The organism is Corynebacterium nasorum (assembly GCF_030229765.1).
GTDB classification, from domain to species: Bacteria; Actinomycetota; Actinomycetes; order Mycobacteriales; family Mycobacteriaceae; genus Corynebacterium; species Corynebacterium kefirresidentii.
In genome coordinates this window covers 1-18,498 of sequence record NZ_JASPGY010000002.1, presented here as the reverse complement: position 1 = coordinate 18,498, position 18,498 = coordinate 1, and the positions used below count along the sequence as shown (strand labels likewise).

General features: G+C 58.8%; 19 protein-coding genes and 5 tRNA genes. 17 read left to right on the top strand and 7 right to left on the bottom strand.

Annotation, left to right across the window (positions count from 1 at the left end; all coding sequences use genetic code 11):
* Nucleotides 1-15: 15 nt before the first annotated feature.
* From QP904_RS02055 to purM, 3 genes are read left to right on the top strand one after another with little or no spacing between them, the layout of a single operon-like run.
* Nucleotides 16-420, top strand: coding sequence for a sterol carrier family protein (locus tag QP904_RS02055; protein WP_248100189.1), 405 nt, complete (start codon nt 16-18; stop codon nt 418-420).
* 10 nt (nt 421-430) lie between these two features.
* Nucleotides 431-1,927, top strand: coding sequence for an amidophosphoribosyltransferase (purF, locus tag QP904_RS02050; RefSeq protein WP_284835436.1), 1,497 nt, complete (start codon nt 431-433; stop codon nt 1,925-1,927).
* A gap of 18 nt (nt 1,928-1,945) precedes the next feature.
* A complete protein-coding gene (purM, locus tag QP904_RS02045) occupies nt 1,946-2,998 on the top strand; it encodes a phosphoribosylformylglycinamidine cyclo-ligase (protein ID WP_023019867.1) in 1,053 nt (350 codons plus the stop codon).
* 86 nt (nt 2,999-3,084) lie between these two features.
* Here purM and QP904_RS02040 read toward each other — a convergent pair whose 3' ends face one another.
* Nucleotides 3,085-3,279, bottom strand: coding sequence for a DUF3073 domain-containing protein (locus QP904_RS02040; protein WP_023019866.1), 195 nt, complete (start codon nt 3,277-3,279; stop codon nt 3,085-3,087).
* Nucleotides 3,280-3,419: 140 nt separating this feature from the next.
* Nucleotides 3,420-4,484: a CAF17-like 4Fe-4S cluster assembly/insertion protein YgfZ gene (ygfZ, locus tag QP904_RS02035; protein ID WP_284835435.1), complete on the bottom strand. Its 1,065-nt coding sequence runs from the start codon at nt 4,482-4,484 to the stop codon at nt 3,420-3,422.
* 30 nt (nt 4,485-4,514) lie between these two features.
* Here ygfZ and QP904_RS02030 point away from each other — a divergent pair, with 30 nt between their 5' ends.
* On the top strand, nt 4,515-5,378 hold the full coding sequence (locus QP904_RS02030) for an aminodeoxychorismate lyase (RefSeq protein WP_284835434.1): 864 nt from the start codon (nt 4,515-4,517) through the stop codon (nt 5,376-5,378).
* Here the strand turns inward: QP904_RS02030 and QP904_RS02025 are convergent.
* A complete protein-coding gene (locus tag QP904_RS02025; RefSeq protein ID WP_023019863.1) occupies nt 5,375-6,070 on the bottom strand; it encodes a heme-binding beta-barrel domain-containing protein in 696 nt (231 codons plus the stop codon). The genes QP904_RS02030 and QP904_RS02025 overlap by 4 nt on opposite strands.
* A gap of 53 nt (nt 6,071-6,123) precedes the next feature.
* Here QP904_RS02025 and QP904_RS02020 point away from each other — a divergent pair, with 53 nt between their 5' ends.
* On the top strand, nt 6,124-7,161 hold the full coding sequence (locus tag QP904_RS02020) for a diacylglycerol/lipid kinase family protein (protein ID WP_284798069.1): 1,038 nt from the start codon (nt 6,124-6,126) through the stop codon (nt 7,159-7,161).
* Here QP904_RS02020 and QP904_RS02015 read toward each other — a convergent pair.
* Nucleotides 7,145-7,972: an LmeA family phospholipid-binding protein gene (locus QP904_RS02015; protein ID WP_200288673.1), complete on the bottom strand. Its 828-nt coding sequence runs from the start codon at nt 7,970-7,972 to the stop codon at nt 7,145-7,147. The genes QP904_RS02020 and QP904_RS02015 overlap by 17 nt on opposite strands.
* 33 nt (nt 7,973-8,005) lie before the next feature.
* On the opposite strand from QP904_RS02015, the gene mshD reads away from it, so the two are divergent.
* The 5 genes from mshD to pstB all read left to right on the top strand — a co-directional run bounded on the left by mshD (nt 8,006) and on the right by pstB (nt 13,164).
* Nucleotides 8,006-8,923, top strand: coding sequence for a mycothiol synthase (gene mshD, locus QP904_RS02010; RefSeq protein WP_284798074.1), 918 nt, complete (start codon nt 8,006-8,008; stop codon nt 8,921-8,923).
* A gap of 214 nt (nt 8,924-9,137) precedes the next feature.
* Nucleotides 9,138-10,241, top strand: a complete 1,104-nt coding sequence (gene pstS, locus QP904_RS02005) for a phosphate ABC transporter substrate-binding protein PstS (protein ID WP_179386949.1) — start codon at nt 9,138-9,140, stop codon at nt 10,239-10,241.
* A gap of 121 nt (nt 10,242-10,362) precedes the next feature.
* Nucleotides 10,363-11,409 carry a phosphate ABC transporter permease subunit PstC gene (gene pstC / locus QP904_RS02000; RefSeq protein WP_023019858.1) on the top strand — a complete coding sequence of 349 codons (1,047 nt, stop codon included), beginning with the start codon at nt 10,363-10,365 and terminating at the stop codon, nt 11,407-11,409.
* Between the two features lie 14 nt (nt 11,410-11,423).
* Nucleotides 11,424-12,338, top strand: a complete 915-nt coding sequence (gene pstA, locus QP904_RS01995) for a phosphate ABC transporter permease PstA (protein ID WP_049360033.1) — start codon at nt 11,424-11,426, stop codon at nt 12,336-12,338.
* Nucleotides 12,339-12,390: 52 nt separating this feature from the next.
* The gene (gene pstB / locus QP904_RS01990) at nt 12,391-13,164 is read left to right on the top strand and encodes a phosphate ABC transporter ATP-binding protein PstB (RefSeq protein WP_023019857.1); all 774 of its coding nucleotides are present in this window, start codon (nt 12,391-12,393) and stop codon (nt 13,162-13,164) included.
* 70 nt (nt 13,165-13,234) lie between these two features.
* Here the strand turns inward: pstB and phoU are convergent, their stop codons facing one another.
* Together phoU and dusB are read right to left on the bottom strand one after the other, a co-directional pair.
* Nucleotides 13,235-13,963 (bottom strand): phosphate signaling complex protein PhoU, encoded by a 729-nt coding sequence (gene phoU, locus QP904_RS01985; protein WP_023019856.1) that lies wholly within the window; start codon nt 13,961-13,963, stop codon nt 13,235-13,237.
* Between the two features lie 101 nt (nt 13,964-14,064).
* Nucleotides 14,065-15,210, bottom strand: a complete 1,146-nt coding sequence (gene dusB, locus QP904_RS01980) for a tRNA dihydrouridine synthase DusB (RefSeq protein WP_200288675.1) — start codon at nt 15,208-15,210, stop codon at nt 14,065-14,067.
* 191 nt (nt 15,211-15,401) lie between these two features.
* On the opposite strand from dusB, the gene scpC reads away from it, so the two are divergent.
* Entirely contained in the window at nt 15,402-16,904 is a 1,503-nt protein-coding gene (scpC, locus tag QP904_RS01975) for a succinyl-CoA:acetate CoA-transferase ScpC (protein ID WP_200288676.1), read from the top strand.
* 108 nt (nt 16,905-17,012) lie between these two features.
* Nucleotides 17,013-17,085: transfer RNA gene (locus QP904_RS01970), tRNA-Lys, on the top strand.
* A gap of 31 nt (nt 17,086-17,116) precedes the next feature.
* Here QP904_RS01970 and QP904_RS01965 read toward each other — a convergent pair.
* A complete protein-coding gene (locus QP904_RS01965; protein WP_023019853.1) occupies nt 17,117-17,449 on the bottom strand; it encodes a metal-sensitive transcriptional regulator in 333 nt (110 codons plus the stop codon).
* Between the two features lie 82 nt (nt 17,450-17,531).
* Here QP904_RS01965 and QP904_RS01960 point away from each other — a divergent pair.
* The 5 genes from QP904_RS01960 (at nt 17,532) to QP904_RS01940 (ending at nt 18,364) form a co-directional block, all read left to right on the top strand.
* Nucleotides 17,532-17,607: transfer RNA gene (locus QP904_RS01960), tRNA-Glu, on the top strand.
* Nucleotides 17,608-17,642: 35 nt separating this feature from the next.
* A tRNA-Asp gene (locus QP904_RS01955) sits at nt 17,643-17,716 on the top strand.
* Nucleotides 17,717-17,800: 84 nt separating this feature from the next.
* Entirely contained in the window at nt 17,801-18,115 is a 315-nt protein-coding gene (locus QP904_RS01950) for a DUF4288 domain-containing protein (RefSeq protein ID WP_023019852.1), read from the top strand.
* Between the two features lie 83 nt (nt 18,116-18,198).
* Nucleotides 18,199-18,272: transfer RNA gene (locus tag QP904_RS01945), tRNA-Asp, on the top strand.
* 19 nt (nt 18,273-18,291) lie between these two features.
* A tRNA-Phe gene (locus tag QP904_RS01940) sits at nt 18,292-18,364 on the top strand.
* The last annotated feature ends 134 nt before the right edge of the window (nt 18,365-18,498 follow it).

Below are 18,498 nucleotides of genomic sequence, written 5' to 3'. Positions count from 1 at the left end.
AGTTATGATGTAGCTATGAAAAAGCCCGTCGATCCCGCTGCCACCCGCGCGGCCGTCATGGCCATCAAAGACTGGATTGCCGCCCCGGCGGAGCATGATAAGCCAGGTAGGACCCTGCTTGCCGACGCCGTCCGGCGCACCGCTCGCACCCTCGAAGCCGACGCGCCGGGTCACTCCGTGGAGCTGCGCGTACCCCCATTTGTTGCGGTGCAATGCATTGAGGGACCCCGCCATACCCGCGGCACCCCACCCAATGTGGTGGAGACTGATCCGGAAACCTGGCTGCGCCTTGCCACCGGATTGGCGGACTGGGAGGAGGCCGTAAGTACTGGTCGCGTGGATGCTTCTGGCTCCCGCGCGGGCGAAATCGCGCAGTGGTTGCCGCTCATTCCGTTAGTTTCCGGCGGCGCGACAGGCTAAACTCAACGCCGTGGTAGAAGTACATACTCCTAGTATCACCAATCTTGACGATCACAATGAGCAGGAGCCCCGCGAAGAGTGCGGCGTCTACGGCGTTTGGGCTCCCGGGGAGGAAGTCTCCAAGCTAACCTACTTTGGGCTCTTCGCCCTGCAACACCGCGGCCAGGAGGCCGCCGGCATCGCGGTGGGCGATGATGACCGCATCGTCGTATTCAAAGACATGGGCCTGGTGGCCAATATCTTTGATGAATCCACCCTGTCTGCCCTGCAAGGAAACGTAGCGGTGGGGCACACGCGCTATTCCACCGCCGGCGGCAAGGAATGGTCCAACGTGCAGCCCATGTTTTCTACCTCCTCCACCGGGGTAGACATTGCCCTTGGGCACAACGGCAATCTGGTCAACTACCTGGAGCTGCGCGAGGAGGCCGTGCAACGCGGCCTCATCAAGCCGCACGAGGAATCCGTTTCTGACTCCATGTGCTTGTCCATGCTGCTTGCCGACGGCGTGGATGAAGACACCTCCGTCTTCGACTCCGCCCGCGATCTGCTCCCGCGCGTTAAGGGCGCGTTCTGCTTGACCTTTACTGATGGGCACACCATGTACGCCGCCCGCGACCCACACGGCGTGCGCCCGCTTGTCCTTGGCCGCCTGGCCAAGGGCTGGGTAGTAGCTTCCGAGACCTGCGCGCTCGATATCTGTGGCGCCCAGTTCATCCGCGAAATTGAGCCCGGCGAACTCGTCGCCATCGATGAGGCCGGCATCCGCTCCGTAAACTTCGCGCCGGCCAAGCGTCACGGTTGCGTCTTCGAATACGTCTATCTGGCCCGTCCAGATAGCGATATCAAGGGTCGCTCCGTGAATGCCTCCCGCGTGGACATCGGGCGCCGCCTAGCCCGCGAGTACCCGGCCGAGGGCGCGGACCTCGTCATCCCGGTTCCCGAATCCGGTAATCCAGCCGCCGTGGGCTACGCCCGCGAATCTGGCATTACCTTCGCCCATGGTTTGGTCAAAAACGCTTACGTGGGCCGCACCTTCATCCAGCCGACTCAGACCCTGCGCCAGCTGGGCATCCGCTTGAAGCTCAACCCGCTGCGCGAGGTCATTAACGGCAAGAAGCTGGTCGTGGTGGATGATTCCATCGTTCGCGGCAATACCCAGCGCGCTCTCATCCGCATGCTGCGCGAGGCCGGCGCCGCTGAGGTGCACGTGCGCATCGCCTCCCCGCCGGTGAAGTGGCCGTGCTTCTATGGCATCGACTTCGCCTCCCCGGGCGAGCTGATTGCCAATGCCAGCCCCTCCGACGATCCGGAAACCGTCTGCGCCACTATCTGTGACACCATCGGCGCTGATTCCCTGGGCTTTGTCTCCATCGAGGAAATGGTGGCTGCTACAGAGCAGCCCCGTTCCGAGCTCTGTACTGCCTGCTTCTCGGGCGAGTACCCGCTCGGCCTGCCCGCCGGAAACCCCAATGCAGACGCCGTGCGCACCCTGCTCGGCACCGAATAACAAAGGACTTTTGAAACCATGAGTGACAACACCTACGCCGCAGCCGGCGTCAGCATCGAAGAGGGCGACCGCGCCGTTGAGCTTTTCGCCCCGCACGCCAAGCGGGCCACCCGCCCGGAGGTCCTTGGCGGCCTCGGCGGCTTTGCCGGCCTGTTTAAGCTCGGCGATTATAAGGAGCCCATCTTGGCCGCGGGTTCCGATGGCGTTGGCACCAAGCTGGCCGTGGCCCAGGCCATGGACAAGCACGACACCATCGGCATCGATTTGGTCGCCATGTGCGTCGATGATCTCGTCGTCTGCGGCGCGGAGCCACTCTTCCTGCAGGACTACATTGCCGTGGGCAAGGTCGTGCCGGAAAAGGTGGCCGAGGTAGTCAAGGGCATCGCCGAGGGGTGTGTGCAGGCCGGTGCCGCGCTATTGGGCGGCGAGACCGCCGAACACCCCGGCATGATGGAAGAAAATGAATACGATGTCTCCGCCACCGCGGTGGGCGTCGTTGAGGCTGATGGCGTGCTCGGCCCCGATAAGGTCCGTGATGGTGACGTGCTCATCGCCATGGGGTCTTCCGGCCTACACTCCAATGGCTACTCTTTGGCCCGCCACGTCCTGCTGGAGCAGGCTGGCATGCCTCTCGACGGCCACGTGGAAGAGCTTGGTCGCCCCCTCGGCGAGGAGTTGTTGGAGCCTACCCGCATCTACGCCAAGGACTGCTTGGCTTTGGCCAGTGAGTGCTCAGTATCCACCTTCTGCCATGTCACCGGTGGTGGACTGGCTGGCAACCTCGAGCGCGTCATTCCAGAGGGTCTCGCAGCCGATATCAACCGCGCTTCGTGGACCCCGGGTCAGATCTTCAAGCTCATCTCCTCAGTGGGCAAGGTGGAGCTGGCTGAGATGGAGAAGACCTTCAATATGGGCGTGGGCATGATTGCCGTGGTCAACCCTGAAGACCGCGACCGCGCCCTAGCAATGCTTACCGCGCGCCACATCGATGCGTGGGAGTTGGGCACCGTTCGCTCCGCCTCTGGCGAGGAGCCGCGCGTGCTCATGCACGGCGAGCACCCAAATTTCTAAAAGTGTCTTGCCCCGCCAGGGGAGGGCATGAGGAAGGGCCCTAGGAAATCCTAGGGCCCTTGAACTATCCGGCGGCGAGCGGAAGATTAGCGTTCGTCGCGGTCGTCATCCCATTCATCGACGTAGTCGGCGTATGGGTCATCCTCTTCATAATCGCGGGAGTCACCCTCTTGCTGTGCGGCGAGTTCCCGTTGTAGGGACTCGATATCCATCTCGGGTGAGTTGTACTTGAGCTGGCGTGCAACTTTGGTCTGCTTTGCCTTTGCGCGTCCGCGTCCCATGTGCATGACCCCCTTGGGTTAGTAGGGCGCGCCAGGGATTCTTGGGCGCCCCATCGACTTGTCTATTGAGTATCTTCCTGTAAGACACAATAGCCTGTGTGACGAAAAAATTCCGCACCGCCCCCTAGCTAGTGGGAGATCTAACGTCCGCGCAGCCGGTTTACCGCCTCACGTCCGGCCTTGGGGCCCTCATCTTCGGGGATGGAAGAAGGATCGATGGAAGCCGCCGTATCGCCCACCTCTAGGGTGCCGGCGTCCAGCGCAGAGCGCTTCACGAGGCCTAGGGCAATGGGGCCAAAATCGCAGTCATCCACAATCGTGCCAATGCGGCCTACCTTACGTCCATTGAAAGTAATGTCATCGCCCACATTCGGCCGTTGCGGGGCTGAGCCGTCGAGGTGCAGCTGCACCAATAGGCGAGGGGAGCGGCCGAGGTTTTCCACGCGCGCTACCGTTTCCTGACCGCGGTAACAGCCCTTATTGAGGTGGACGTGGGCCGGATTATCTGCGCTACGGCTAATCCACTGCGGTACCTCGTGGGGGATGGATTTATTATCTAGATCCGCTGCCAGCTCCGGCTCACGGGCCCGCACACGCTCGGCGGTAAACGCCATAAGCCCGGCCAGTCGCGCGCCGGATTCCTCCAAGAGCTTCGTTGCCTCAACCAAGGATTCGCGCGGAACTCCCAGGTCAACGCGATTGATTCCGGTCCACTGAACCTGGCGGGAAAACTCCACCATGGGTGGTAGGGGAATATCGGTTTCACCCAGGAGGGTGAGGATGGCGATATCAGCCTCCTCTACGGTGACCTCGGACCAAAAGATCATCATGGTGAGGAACTTGAAAAGGGAGTCGAATTGGGCCGCGGGGACGTCGATAAGAAAGGCGTCTTCGGTGCGGACGATATCCATGTGGTGGAGGATATGTCCTTGGATGTCTAGGTCAAGGGCGCCGGCGCTAAAGCCCACGGGGGCGGTATCCAGCTTTTGCGAAAGCAAATTATTAAGAAACTCGGCGGCGTCCTTGCCGCTGACACGGATGACGCGGCGTTGGGAACGGTCGATGACTATGGTGCCGCCATCGGCAGCTCGTTGCTCACCCAGCGGATTGCCATAGTGCCAGGCCACGCCTTGGGCATCGAGTACGGTTGCGTCCTGGTGCTCCGCGGCACCGGTGCGTTGCAGAAGAGGCGAAGAATAACTCACAACTACCGATGGTAGGGCATAATCAAAGGTATGAAGTTCTCGCCGCGAAAAGAGCCGGTCATCTACGTTGTGGAGCCCTTTGGAGGGTCGGTACGCAGGCACATGCCCACGCTGCCTCTCGTCTATGCGGATGATGCCGCGGTCACCCGCGGCGATGGCATTTTTGAATCCCTGCTCGTACGCGGAGGAAAAGCCGCCAACCTGCAGCGGCACGCGCAACGCTTCTGCGATTCAGCGCGCACCATGAATCTGCCAGAACCGCCTATGGAGAAGTGGGAAGAAGCCACGCGTCTCGCGATTGCGGACTTCTGCGGGGATGAGACAGGGGATGCCAAATGCACCTGGACTTATACCCGCGGGCGCGCCTCTACGGGAAGGCCGAGCGCCTGGGTCGTGGTTCAACCCATCGAGGAAAGGGTCCTAGAACAGCGCGCGCACGGCGTAGCCGTCATGACCAGCCCGCGCCTGTGGCACGTAGCGGAGGAATTACCCGCCAAGACGCTCAACTATGCGGCCACGATGGCGATGTTGCGTATGGCGCGCGAGAAGGGATTTGAGGATCTCATCCTCACCGACCCAGACACCGGAGAAATCCTCGAGGGCGCAACCTCGACCGTGGTGGCCGTCAAGGGAGAGAAACTGCGCACCGCCGCCGGCCGCGGCATCCTTCCCGGAACCACGCAGGCGGCCTTTTTCGCCCACGCCACTAAGGAGGGCTATCGCTGCAAAGCCAAGCCGCTCACCGTGGAGTATCTGGAAAAGGCGGACTCAGTGTGGCTGGTGTCCTCGGTGCGCGTTGCCGCCCGGGTCACCCGGCTTAATGGCAAAAAATTAAAGGCCCCGGATAACGTGGACGTCATTCGAGACCTTATTGATAAAGCGCTGGGGGACTAGCCAGCGATACGGGTGAGCTCCGCGGACATGTAGGGGCGCATTTCCCCATCAACCATGCGCTCGTCTACCCAGCCCAGGTTGTTATTGGGCATCAGGCCGTACATGCGCTTGCCCGGCCCCAGGTTTTTCGGTCCGGTTTCGGTGACCATGGTGGAGGCGGACTCCAGCTGCCATGCGCGGTCATTGAACGGCTCGCCGTAGAAGATTTCCACAATGCCGTTGGAAGAGGTGTAAGTGACCTCGATTTCATCCTTTTCAGAAATGCGCCAGAAGCCGGTCTCGCGCACGGAGGGGCCTTCCGGCTTGCCCTCGGTATCAATCTTCCAGGTACGGGAGCTAAACGTGAGGTAATTCTCGCCATCGTGGGCGATGACCAGCTGCTGGCCAAAGGTATATTCCTGGCCCTGCGTATCGTGTGCCTGGCCCTCGCCTTGCCAGACGCCCACGAGGGGGAGCAGTCCTAGCAGGCCGTCGTGCAGCGATGGGCCCTGGCGCAGGTTAGCGGTATCGTCCGGTACCGGGGTATCGCCCAGCTCGAGAGCGGGGATATTGCGGCTAGCGGCGTCTTTCCACTGCTCGGCGGCCTGGTTCACGGCATCGTTGCCGTTGAGCTTTCCCGGATCATTTTCCGGGTGGGAAGCCGCGGTGGTTTCGATGTTTTCGGGAGTGGTTTCATTTTTATTTTCGCTCATGGGCGTCCAGCCTAGTCGTGAACCCGCCTATTTAACTACTAGACTTGGGCCTCGTGCATGCATTGATGATCTCGAATCCCAACTCGACCTCACAAACCAACGCCCTTTTCCGCCAAATCGTTCCTTGCCTACAAGCGGTGGAGGGGCTGCGCCTGAAGGTGCAATTTACGCACCACCCCGGCCACGCCGAAGAGATGGTCAAGGGAATGACCAGGGATGACTATGACGTCATTATCGCTGTAGGCGGAGATGGGACCGTCAACGAGGTAGTCAACGGGCTCCTCGGCCCGGCCGATGGGCAGCGCCCCGACCCCCACTCCATCCCCGCGTTGGCCGTAATTCCTACCGGGTCTGCCAATGTTTTCGTGCGCGCTCTAGGTTTTCCCAACACTCCGGTGGAAGCCACTCACGTATTGGCGCGCATGCTGGAGCGCAACCTCCGTCGCACCATTTACCTGGGCACGTGGAACGATCGCTGGTTTGCCGTCAATGCCGGCTTCGGCTTGGATGCGGATGTTTTGGCGCGCGTGGACCGGGCGCGCGAGCAAGGATTTTCTGCCACTCCACTGCGCTATCTCAATGTTGCCATTCGGGCGTGGAGCCGCGCGCGGAAGAATCCACCGCATATTGCGGTTAAGGCCGAATCCAGCATCGGCGAGCAGCTGCGCAAAGACGATGTGCCGCTCATGTTTACCTCCAATACCAACCCGTGGACCTTCCTAGGCCCTCTGCCGGTTGTGACCAATCCGCGCAATTCTTTTGATGAGGGCCTTGCTCTTTTTGGCCTGGAGGAGTTTAGCGGACTTGGCGGCGTCGTCGGCCTGCTGCACCTCTTTGGTGCCGATAAACGTGGATGGCTCAATAAGCTCACCAAAGAAAAGACCGTGGCCTTCGACGATGCCATGCGCGTCGAACTGGTCTGCCGCGAACCGCAGCGCTTCCAGGCCGACGGGGAATCTGAGGGGCGCTTCGATGCCGTTACCTTAGCCTCCGTAAAGGAAGCCATCGAGGTATTCGCCCCGCAGGATAGGAGAGAAGTCCATAAGCGCACGATGAAGGAAGTGCTCCGGGACTTTATCCGCCTGCGCTAGCCTGCGGCGCAGGTCCCACCCGGTGCTTGGTGTCGGCGGCTTTCTTTTCTGCCTCTTCCACGGCCTTTTGCTCCGAGCCTTCAATCTCCAGAGGAGAGAGTTGGGCCAGCTGCACCTTGATATTGCGGCGCTGTATTTCGAAGGAGATGGTGCCGCCCTGCATTTTTACCGCGGTAGCCTGGGCCGGAAGCGGAAGCTGGCGAGTATCAAAGTTGAGGGAAAAGGCCTTTTGCAGGCGCTCGTCATCGGTGTCATAGACCTGCATGCGAAACTCCGGCCCGACTAAGCGGAGGGTGACTTTGGCGGTGGACTTGTGAGTATCGCCAGGCAGGGTGCCTGTCAGCTCAGCTTCCGCGGAGGTGCCACCGGAAGGGGAGATATCGTCTGGGTTGGCAATGGATAGATCGGTAATTCCCAGCAGGCGGCCCAACGCCACCCCGTCTAAGGAAATGCCGCGCGAGTAGGTAGAAACAGGCGCGCCCTCAATATCGCCGTTCATTACTTGTTCTGGGGTCACCGTAATATCGCGCAGTACGGTCGAAGCATTGACCATTCCCAGCTTGGGCACCTCCACGTCGAGCGCCTTGACCTCCAAATAGGGAATTTCCTTCGAGGCCGCAGCCCACACGTAGGGGGTGCCACCGATAAAGACATCTGGCGTATTTTCCAGCCGTGAATTGGCTTTTACGGCCTGTGCCACCTTGTGTTCCGTGTGCATAGCCACGCAGGCATCCGCCACCCAGGCCGCAATGAATACGCACACCACGAGGAGGATGTGTACGATGCGCCGGTCAATTCTTAGAACACTCACCCCTTCATTCTTACCCTACGTATTCTGGGGTCTATGACTAGCAATGCCTTTAGTATCACGGAAGAAAACCTGCCGGACTCCCCGGAGCTGGCGAGCCGCCTAGAAGAGCTTGCTGAGCAGGCCGAACGTGTGGATGGAATGGCGCCCCTTTCAGAGCAGTTCCTTAATGGCCTCACTGATTCCCGCCTGCAGCATCGCCACTTGGTGGCGTGGGTAGATAAGAAGCCGTGCGGCGTGGCTGGGCTGGATGGTTCCACCGCCGAGCTATTTATCGCCCCAGATTTCCGCGGACAGGGCTATGGGGCCTTGCTTTACGACGCCGCCGCGGAAACCCCCAATCTCCAGGCCTGGGCCCACGGGAACCTGCCGGCCGCACAGGCCCTGGCACACTCCCGAGGTCTGCAGGTCACCCGTAAGCTAGTGGTTATGGGTATTGGGGGAGAAGAGCTCGCTGCTGTCGCCCGTCCCGAGGACGTGCCTTTGACGGCGCTCAATTACTCCGAGTCGGTAGCAAAATGGGGGCAGGAGTTTGTGGAGGAGCAGTGGCTCAAGGCAAATAATGAGGCTTTTTCCTGGCACCCTGAGCAAGGTGGCTGGGATATAGATCGCCTGCACCGCGGCATGGAGGCGGATTGGTTTGATCCCGCTGACCTGCTCTTCTTGTGGGATACGGCAGGAGATCCGGTCCTAGCCGGCTTCCACTGGACCAAATGGCATGCGGAGGAAGCCCCGGGATTCGGTGAGGTCTACGTGGTGGGCTTGGCTGCGGACTATCGCGGCAAGAAATTGGGTGGACCGCTGCTGCAGATTGGTCTGCGTCGCATGGTGGAAAAGGGTGCTCAGCGGGTAATTCTTTATGTGGAAGCGGACAATGATCCGGCGCTGAAAGCATATGAGCGCCTGGGCTTTAAAGTTGATGAAGAACACGTCGTATGGGGTGTATGTGATTAAAGTCATGGGGTGAGCCGTGTTTGTTCACTCAGTGTTCACCTATTGGCACCCTTTTGGTCAGATCCTGCGGATAGCTTTACACCTTGTGAGTTAACCGCACCTGCGCACCTGCATCTCGCCCCAGAAAGCGAAGCGGGATGCGGGAAATATCTCTCTAGGAGATGCGGTTTCCTCGGACAATCAATCTCTGATCTGCACCGGAAAGGGTTTTCCCGTGATTCGCAACTTCAAGCGCACCGCCGCAATCTTCGGCATCGTAGCCGCAACCTCTACCGCTCTCGTAGCTTGCTCTGAGGAGTCTGGCTCCTCCTCCGATTCCGCTGGCGGCGAGGACGTCTCCGGCGAGCTCGTCGGCGACGGTGCATCCTCCCAGCAGAACGCAATGTCTTACTTCCAAACCGCGTTCTCCGAGGATCACCCAGACGCTTCCCTGTCCTACAATGCTTCCGGTTCCGGCGCCGGCGTTGAGGCCTTCACCAACGGCCAGGCTGACTTCGCTGGTTCTGACTCCGCCCTGAAGGAAGACGAGGGCGAGGTCGAGGCTGCCGCTAAGCGTTGCGACGGCAACGAGGCATGGCACCTGCCAACCACCATCGGCCCGGTTGCAATCGCCTACAACCTGGGTGACACCGAGATCAACCTTTCCACCAAGACCCTGGGCAAGATCTTCAAGGGCGAAATCAAGAAGTGGAACGACAAGGCTATCGCTGCTGACAACGAGGGCACCGACCTGCCGGACAAGGACATCACCGTCATCTTCCGTTCCGACGAGTCCGGTACCTCCGCAAACTTCCAGAAGTTCCTGAAGGCCGCTACGGGCGACTGGGACTCCGAGGGCAAGCAGTTCCCGGATTCTGTTGGTGAGGGCGCTAACGGTTCCTCCGGCGTTGCTGACCAGGTTGCAAGCATCGACGGTGCTATCACCTACGTCGAGGCTGGCTTTGCAGACCAGAAGGAAGGCGAAGGCGTTAAGAAGGCCAAGATTGACTTCGGCCACGGCCCAGTTGAGCTCTCCACCGAGTCCGTCAACAAGGCTTTGGAAAACCTGGAGTTCAAGAAGACCGACTCCGAGCACAACATGGTTGTTGACTCTGAGGCACTGTTCTCCTCCGATAACGAGGGTGCATACCCGCTCATCCTGACTACCTACAACATCGTCTGCTCCAAGGGCTACGATGAGGAGACCTCCAAGCTGGTCAAGTCCTTCTTCACCACCGTCCTGGATCACCAGGACGACCAGCTGGCTGAGCAAGGCTTCATCCCGGTTGAGGGTGCTCACCTGGACAAGCTGAAGGCTGCTGTTGACGCTTTGCAGTAAGCGCTAAAGCTGTAAAAGCTTAATATCTCCCGCCCCCACTGCCGCACACGATTCGCGCTTTGGGGGCGCAGGTATGTAACGATATTTTCCATTTTCAACGCTGAAAAGGATTAACAGTCTCATGGCAGACAATAATCTCACCACGGCTCCAGAGCAGGCGGACGCGAATATCACCGCTGCCGAGCGAGTCTCCACCAGCGGACACGAAGAAGTAGCTACCACCAGCTCCAATAGCGGCGTAAAGCGCCCAGGCGATCGTGTCTTTGAGTTCCTGTCCACTGCTTCGGCAACACTTATTACCGTCATGATTGCGGCTATTGCCGCCTTCCTGCTGTGGCGTGCAGTTCCCGCCCTGGGAGTCAACGACGGCGGCATCTTGGGTTTCTTTACCTATGGTGGCCGTTGGGAGACCACCGATACTTCTGCGATGAAGTTCGGTATCCCGACCATGTTCGGTACCACCGTCCTTATCTCCGTCTTCGCCCTCCTGCTGGCTATGCCGGTGGCCCTGGCCATTGCCATCTTCCTGTCCAACTACGCGCCTGCCCGCTTGGTCAAACCTCTCGGCTTCCTGGTGGACATGCTCGCTGCGGTTCCTTCCATTGTTTATGGTCTGTGGGGCTGGCAGGTTCTCGGCCCGGCGCTATCCGGCTTCTACTCCTGGATGGAGTCTTGGGCCGGCGGCTTCTTCCTCTTCCATGTCTTCGATAACTCGCCCTCTTTTGCTACCGGCCGCAACTTGTTTACCGGTGGCATCGTGCTCGCCGTGATGATTCTGCCAATCATCGCGGCCACCGCCCGCGAGGTCTTCGTGCAGACCCCTCCAGGCCAGGTGGAATCCGCCCTGGCGCTGGGCGCTACCCGTTGGGAAGTTATCCGCATGACCGTGCTGCCATTCGGCATGTCCGGCTATATCGCAGGCTCCATGCTCGGCCTGGGCCGTGCGCTGGGTGAGACCATGGCGCTGTACATGGTCGTCTCCCCGCTGATTGACTTCCGCTTCTCGCTTTTCGATGGCGGCACGACCTTCGCCACGGCCATCGCCCTGGCATCTGCCGAGTTCGGTAACGAGATGCGCGCTGGTGCCTACATCGCCGCCGGCCTCATGCTGTTCTTGCTGACCTTCGTGGTCAACGCAATTGCCCGCGCCATCGTGAAGAAGAAGTAAGGAGGGGAGGATCAATGACTACGACAACTAATGCCAAGCCTGCCTCCCAAGGCGGCGCGACATTCCTGGACATCTCCGGCTCCCGCAAGATGACCAATAACATCGCCACTGCAGTGGTCTGGGGCGCAATGATTTTGGCTATGGTCCCGCTGGTGTGGGTTCTGTGGGAACTCATCGCCCGCGGTAGTGGCGTAATCCTCAACCCTGAGTGGTGGACCGCCTCCCAGCGCGGCATCATGAATAGCTCGGCTGGCGGCGGTGCTGCCCACGCAATCGTGGGTACTTTCGTGCAAACCATTTTGGCTTCCGTCATCTCCATTCCCATCGGCATCTTCACCGCTATTTACCTGGTGGAGTACTCCAAGGGTGGATGGCTTGGCCGCGTCACCACCTTTATGGTGGACATCCTGTCTGGTGTGCCGTCCATTGTTGCGGCTCTGTTCATCTTCGCCATGTGGATCACCCTCTTCGGTTTCGGCCGCTCCGGCTTCGCCGTGGCGCTGTCCCTGGTACTGCTGATGATTCCGATTGTGGTGCGCAATACCGAAGAGATGCTGCGCGTGGTCCCAATGGACTTGCGTGAGGCGTCCTACGCGCTCGGTGTACCAAAGTGGAAGACCATCGCCCGTATCGTTCTGCCTACCGCCCTGTCCGGCATTGTCACCGGCATCATGCTGGCGATTGCCCGTGTGATGGGTGAGTCCTCGCCGGTGCTGGTCTTGGTTGGCTCCTCCTCCGTCATCAACTGGGACGCTTTCAAGGGATCTCAGTCCTCGCTCCCGTTGATGATGCTGGATATGTACAAGGCTGGCGCTCAGCCAGCCGTGCTGGACAAGCTCTGGGGTGCAGCTTTGACGCTGGTTATCCTCATCGCCGTCCTCAATATTGCGGCCCGCATCGTGTCCGCAAAGTTCTCGGTTAAGAAGTAAAACGCCGTAACACTCGATTCCGCCATACACTTGCTAGAGGAGAAACTCCCAAATGTCTAAGCTCGCGCTCAATGACGTGAACATTTTCTACGGCGACTTCCACGCCGTGCAGAACGTGAATATGCAGATCCCGGCCCAGGCCGTGACCGCATTCATCGGCCCTTCCGGCTGCGGTAAGTCCACCGTGCTGCGCACCATCAACCGTATGCACGAGGTCATTCCCGGCGCCTCGGTAAAGGGTGAAATCCTGCTCGATGGCACCAATATCTACGGACCAAAGGTTGACCCAGTATCCGTACGCAACACCATCGGCATGGTCTTCCAGAAGGCTAACCCGTTCCCCACGATGTCCATTGAGGACAATGTCGTGGCTGGCCTCAAGCTTTCCGGTGAGAAGAACAAGAAGAAGCTCAAGGAAGTCGCGGAGAAGTCCCTGCGCGGCGCCAACCTGTGGGACGAGGTCAAGGACCGCCTGGACAAGCCGGGCGGCGGCCTTTCCGGTGGTCAGCAGCAGCGTCTGTGCATCGCCCGCGCCATCGCCGTGGAGCCAGAGGTGCTGCTCATGGACGAGCCTTGTTCCGCCCTAGACCCGATTTCCACCCTCGCCGTGGAGGACCTTATCCACGAGCTGAAGGAGAACTTCACCATCGTCATCGTGACCCACAATATGCAGCAGGCAGCCCGTGTGTCCGATAAGACCGGCTTCTTCTCCCTGGAAGCAACCGGCAAGCCGGGTCACCTGGTGGAGTTCGATGACACCACCAAGATCTTCGAGAATCCTTCCCAGAAGGAGACCGAGGATTATATCTCTGGCCGCTTTGGCTAAAGAGTAGAGAGATTGTCCGAGAAAACGGGCCGGTTCATTCGAACCGGCCCCGTTTCTTAGTTTTTATTCCTTAGCGGCGGAACTGACGCTCCAGCTCGGCCATACGGGCCTCGAACTCCGCGTCCTTCTTGCTCTCTTCTAGCTTCTTGGCATAGTCGTGGGGCAGCAGCCCAGTGATCAAATAGATAATGTGGCCGGCAACCGAAACGCAGTGGTCGGCATAGCGCTCGTAATAGCGCGTAATCTGCGAGGTCTCCACTGCCTCTCGGACGGATCCTTCCCACTCGCGCTGGGTCAGGAGGCGCAAAAGATGAGAGTTGATATCGTCCACGGCGTCGTCATCGGCGCGAAGGTTCACGGATAGATCCGCGTCGGGAGTAACGAGAATATTGTGCAGCACAGAACCCATCTCTTCAGTGAGACGGTACAGCTCCTCAAAGTAGCCCATGTAGTTCGCAGGCACCACGGGATCGGGGTGGCGGCGGCGTGCGGAATCCGCGATGTGTTGGGCAAGCTTTCCCATTCGGTAGAGGTCTTCCACGATATAGATGGAAGAGACAACTTGGCGGAGATCCTGCGCCATGGGGTTTTCTAGTGCTAAAAGTTTTACGGCGCGCTCCGAGCATCGAGTGCGGATCTCATCGAGCTCCTCAGTCATAGTGAGAGCTTCTTCGGCAGATTCCAAAACGCCCTGGATTAGCGCCTGTGAGGCCTTATCCATGATGGTGCGCACGGTATCGCACATGACGATGAGGTCATGGGAGAAGTTGTCTAAGTGTTCCCTGTAGGCAGCACGCATGCCAGAAATAATAGCGAAAACTTTCCATTCCCGCGCAACTTAAGTGGAAGATAAATGCACGATACCTATATACCCCAGGGTGCTCTGATGCCCTAATAAGGTTAACCGCCGGAATTCATAATATCTGCGGCGACGGGAACGCATTCATCCTCCGGATCGTCGAGCCAGCCATCTGGCAATGCCACCTTGGAAGGCGAACCTTGGCGGCCTCGGGCACCGTCGGCGTCGGCAGCCAAGGCGTCGGAATCTGCCCATGGGGCTAGGAGCTCTCGCAGTGCGTCGAGGGAATCCACCTTGGCCAAGCCCGCGCGTACTTGGCCGCCGACTGGGAAGCCGCGCAGGTACCAGCCAATGTGTTTGCGAATGTCGCGGGAAGCATTATCCTCGCCATCGTGCTCTGCGAGTAGCTCTGCGTGGCGGAGAATAACCTGGGTAACCTCACCCAGGGTGGGCTCAGCTGGGATGGACTCGCCGCGAAGGGCAGCGCCGAGCTCCGCAAAGAGCCACGGGCGGCCGAGGCAGCCGCGCCCGACCTGCACGCCGTCGCAACCGGTCTGTTCCATCATGCGGCGCGCATCCTCGGCGCGGAAGATATCGCCATTGCCCAAAACCGGGACTCCAGTGTCTGCTAGGTGCTCTTTTAGTCGGGCGATCTCGTCCCACCGTGCTTCACCGGAATAGCGCTGGGCGGCGGTACGGCCATGCAAGGTAACGGCGGCGGCGCCGGATTCGACGGCGATGCGCCCCGCATCAAGATGCGTATGGTGTTCATCGTCAATGCCTACGCGCATCTTTACCGTTACTGGGATGTCGGTGCCCTCAGTAGCTTTGACGGCGGCGGAGACAATATTGCCAAAGAGGCGTCGCTTATAAGGCAAAGCGGATCCACCGCCGCGACGGGTCACCTTGGGAACCGGGCAGCCAAAGTTCATATCAATGTGGTCCGCCAAGTTCTCGTCCACGATCATCTTTGCTGCCTTGTAAGTATATTCCGGATCCACCGCATAAATCTGCAGTGATCGGGGATCCTCCTGCGGAGCAAAGGTTGTCATGTGCAGCGTCTTTTCATTGCGCTCTACTAGCGCGCGGGCGGTGACCATCTCACAGACGTAGAGGCCGGAAACCGTGCCAGTGCGCGCCAATTCCTGCTCGCGGCACAACGTGCGGAAAGCAACGTTGGTTACCCCCGCCATCGGGGCGAGGATGACGGGGGAGGAGAGATCGTAGTGTCCAATGCGCAAATTCACGCCCCAATTGTGCTAGTTGACGGGCCAAAATAGCAACTAGGGCCACAGTGGTGGCGTTCCTTATTTCCGTTTTATGGGGTGGGGGTCACACAAATGTGGTGGAAATCTTGCAAAGATTCGCTAATGTGGTCTGTGTAACTAATTAGGACGGCCGTTATTTTGGCTAGTCTCTCGATGAAGGAGGATTACCCTTGTCCGAAAGAATCGCGTATGCCCCGTTTCAAAAGCTCGTAGTTTCGGCAGAAGAGGCTGCTCAGCACGTAAACCACGGTGATCGCGTAGGCATTTCCGGCTTTACCGGCGCTGGCTACCCTAAGGGCCTGCCTACCGCCATTGCAGAAAAGGCCAAGGCCCTGCACGAAAAGGGCGAGGAATTTAAGATCGATGTCTTCTCTGGTGCCTCTACTGCTCCGGATTGCGATGGCGTCCTCGCGGAAGCTGAGGCGATTCGCTTCCGCTCTCCTTATAACTCCGATCCCACCTTGCGTAAGCAGTTCAATGACGGAACCGCGCTCTACCAGGACATTCACCTGTCTCACTCTGGCCAGCAAGTAGAGGAGGGCTTCTACGGTGATTTCCAGGTAGCCATCATCGAGGCTGTGCGCATCACCGAGGAAGGCCACGTCGTCCCGTCCTCCGCCGTGGGCAATAACCTCGAATACATTGAGGCTGCGGATAAGATCATCATCGAGATTAATGAGTGGCAGTCCATCAACCTCGAGGGCATGCACGATATCTACCGCATTGAAAAGCTGCCGAACCGTCAGCCGATCCCTATCACCAAGCCGGGTGACCGCATCGGTACCACCTACATGGAGGTGCCGGAGGAGAAGGTGGTCGCAGTGGTCAAGACCGATGCCCCCGACCGCAACGCGCCGTTTAAGGAGCCGGACGAGATCTCGGAAAAGATCGCTGCAAACTTCATCGAGTTCCTTGAGGGTGAGGTGGCTGCCGGCCGCCTTGAGTATGACAAGTTCATCATGCAGTCCGGCGTGGGCAACGTGCCAAATGCCGTGATGGCTGGCCTCCTGGATTCCAAGTTTGAAAATATCCAAGCCTACACCGAGGTTATCCAGGATGGCATGCTTGATCTAATTGACGCCGGCAAGATGACCATGGCCTCTGCTACCTCCTTTGCCCTTTCCCCGGAGTATGCCGAGAAGATGAACGCGGAGGCAGAGCGCTACCGCAAGCACATCATTCTTCGCCCACAGCAGGTCTCCAATCACCCAGAGGTCATTCGCCGCGTTGGCCTGATTTCTTCCAATGGCATGATTGAGGCCGATATTTACGGCAATATCAACTCCACCAACGTCTCCGGCTCCCGAATCATGAACGGCACCGGTGGCTCGGGTGACTTCACCCGCAACGCCTATATCTCCACCTTCGTCTCGCCGTCCGTGGCCAAGGATGGCGCCATTTCCGCGCTGGTTCCTTTCGTGTCTCACACGGACCACACCGAGCACGACACCATGGTCATCATTACCGAGTATGGAGCAGCTGACCTGCGCGGACTGGCTCCGAAGGAGCGCGTGGAGAAGGTTATCTCTGTCGCTCACCCGGACTACCGTCCGCTGCTGGAGGACTACTTCAAGCGTGCCAAGGAAAACAAGTTCCAGCACACCCCGCACGATTTGAAGACCGCCTTCGACTTCCAGGTGAACTTCATGGAAAAGGGCGATATGCGCGGCTAATCTAACTGTGTCCTGGCGGGCGCTCAGCGGTGAGCTGGGCGCCTTTCGCTTGCCGACGCCCCCTAATTAGGACTTTGCAAATGTCGCAAGCTAAGATGTAACGACGTTGGGCCTTTAGCTCAGTTGGTAGAGCTACGGACTTTTAATCCGCAGGTCGTGGGTTCGATCCCCACAGGGCCCACAACTGGAGCCACCCGGTAGGGTGGCTCCTTTTAGTTTTTCACCATCTTCTTGATGGCGCGCATCGCCTCTTCTAGCTTCTCCGTGGCCACTTCGCCGTCCTCGGCGGCAGCACCGGCCACGCAGTGCTCGATATGGTCTTCTAGGAGCGCGAGTGAGACATTTTCTAGCGCTGACTTCACGGCCGAAATCTGGGTAATAATGTCAATGCAATACTGGTCTTCCTCGATCATGCGATGGATGCCGCGTGTTTGGCCCTCAATACGTTTGAGCCGTGCGAGGTAGCGATCTTTACTTTGTGAATCTGCGTTATATCCGTGCACGTGCGGCTCGTGACAGGAGCACGTTTGATGCTGGTCAGACATGGTTCCTAATCTTTCTGGGGGAGCGATTTTGTAACTAGGTGAGGTCTCCAGTATATTTCTAGAAGTCGCCATAGCGCGACGGGCCCCCATCGTCTAGCGGCCTAGGACACTGCCCTTTCACGGCAGCGGCACGGGTTCGAATCCCGTTGGGGGTACCAACATGAAAGTGTTGGTACGAATTAAATATTCGATTGGCCTTGTGGCGCAGTTGGTTAGCGCGCCGCCCTGTCACGGCGGAGGTCGCGGGTTCAAGTCCCGTCAAGGTCGCAGAAAAGCAGCAATCGTTTCTACGATTGCTGCTTTTTGTTTTGGTACGCTGGCGCCAACTAAGGAATTAGGAGAGTCAGCACTGTGGAACCATACGTAGGGATTGTCGTCTTTGAGCTCGTGTCGCAGGATTCGGAGCTTAGGAATTTCTACCGGGAAGACTTCTTCCTCGTCTACGCAGATTCTGAGGAGGAGGCGCACCACAAAGTTGCTAACCGAGCTCACGAGCAAGAGTATGAAGAGCTGAAGTTGCGCCACATTGTAGATGTTGCTCCGGCCCTGTATGGCTATGTGGACCGAGATTGCGACCTTTACTCGCGACACTTTGCCGCACTGGAAGACTATGAGCGCTTTGAGATGAAATTAGGAGGAAGCGATCCTCTTCAGGCTCCCGAATAGTGTTATGACGTGCTGATTTGGTGAGTGTTGGGAGTCTTCTGTAAAGTAACTATCCGTGCCAGAGAGCACACATAATTTAAAATGGCCTTGTGGCGCAGTTGGTTAGCGCGCCGCCCTGTCACGGCGGAGGTCGCGGGTTCAAGTCCCGTCAAGGTCGCGGAAACCTTCGGGTTTCTGGCCAGATAGCTCAGTCGGTAGAGCACACGCCTGAAAAGTGTGGGGTCGCCAGTTCGATCCTGGCTCTGGCCACAATAATGGCTCCTCTTAAGAGGGGCCATTTTTGCTTTAGTATAGGTGCATGGAACACGGGTTAAGGGTCAAAATGTGTGTCTGGCTCGGCGTGTCGCGGGGGTTAGATTTGGCCTTTTTGAATGCCGATTGAG

Bases quoted from the DNA above. Each gene is read 5' to 3' on its own strand.
- QP904_RS02055 (WP_248100189.1), top strand. From the start codon at position 16: ATGAAAAAGCCCGTCGATCCCGCTGCCACCCGCGCGGCCGTCATGGCC.
- purM (WP_023019867.1), top strand. From the start codon at position 1,946: ATGAGTGACAACACCTACGCCGCAGCCGGCGTCAGCATCGAAGAGGGC.
- QP904_RS02040 (WP_023019866.1), bottom strand. From the start codon at position 3,279: ATGGGACGCGGACGCGCAAAGGCAAAGCAGACCAAAGTTGCACGCCAG.
- QP904_RS02030 (WP_284835434.1), top strand. From the start codon at position 4,515: ATGAAGTTCTCGCCGCGAAAAGAGCCGGTCATCTACGTTGTGGAGCCC.
- QP904_RS02025 (WP_023019863.1), bottom strand. From the start codon at position 6,070: ATGAGCGAAAATAAAAATGAAACCACTCCCGAAAACATCGAAACCACC.
- mshD (WP_284798074.1), top strand. From the start codon at position 8,006: ATGACTAGCAATGCCTTTAGTATCACGGAAGAAAACCTGCCGGACTCC.
- pstC (WP_023019858.1), top strand. From the start codon at position 10,363: ATGGCAGACAATAATCTCACCACGGCTCCAGAGCAGGCGGACGCGAAT.
- pstA (WP_049360033.1), top strand. From the start codon at position 11,424: ATGACTACGACAACTAATGCCAAGCCTGCCTCCCAAGGCGGCGCGACA.
- pstB (WP_023019857.1), top strand. From the start codon at position 12,391: ATGTCTAAGCTCGCGCTCAATGACGTGAACATTTTCTACGGCGACTTC.
- phoU (WP_023019856.1), bottom strand. From the start codon at position 13,963: ATGCGTGCTGCCTACAGGGAACACTTAGACAACTTCTCCCATGACCTC.
- QP904_RS01965 (WP_023019853.1), bottom strand. From the start codon at position 17,449: ATGTCTGACCAGCATCAAACGTGCTCCTGTCACGAGCCGCACGTGCAC.